This window comes from Halomonas borealis (genome assembly GCF_004798905.1).
Classification (GTDB): Bacteria; Pseudomonadota; Gammaproteobacteria; order Pseudomonadales; family Halomonadaceae; genus Halomonas; species Halomonas borealis.
Genome location: NZ_SDMO01000071.1, coordinates 1 through 269, shown reverse-complemented (window position 1 = coordinate 269; position 269 = coordinate 1). Strand labels below are relative to the sequence as shown.

General features: G+C 42.4%; 1 protein-coding gene. It reads left to right on the top strand.

The genetic code is table 11. The features are described 5' to 3' along the window. The coding region (locus ETC07_RS16210; RefSeq protein ID WP_205742573.1) for a hypothetical protein at positions 1 to 269 on the top strand (269 nt) is incomplete at both ends.

The following is a 269-nucleotide window of genomic DNA, read 5'->3' as shown; positions in this document are numbered from 1 at the left end:
CACGTGCTTTAACCTTTACTGTCGTGACGATGTTTTTACTGGTTGGTTTCATGATTGCCTTTATTCTTTGGAATAATCAAACGCAACATAGCGGTGGATTTGCTCAGGAAAATCCAGAAAAAACTGTAGAGCAAACCACGGAGCAACAAACAGAACAGACTACTGAAGAAGTGAAACCAGAAGAAAGTACTGTAGCTCCACCGCCAACCACTGAAGAATCTTCCACTGAAGAGGGTGGAACTTATGTTATTGTAGCTGGAGACGATCCA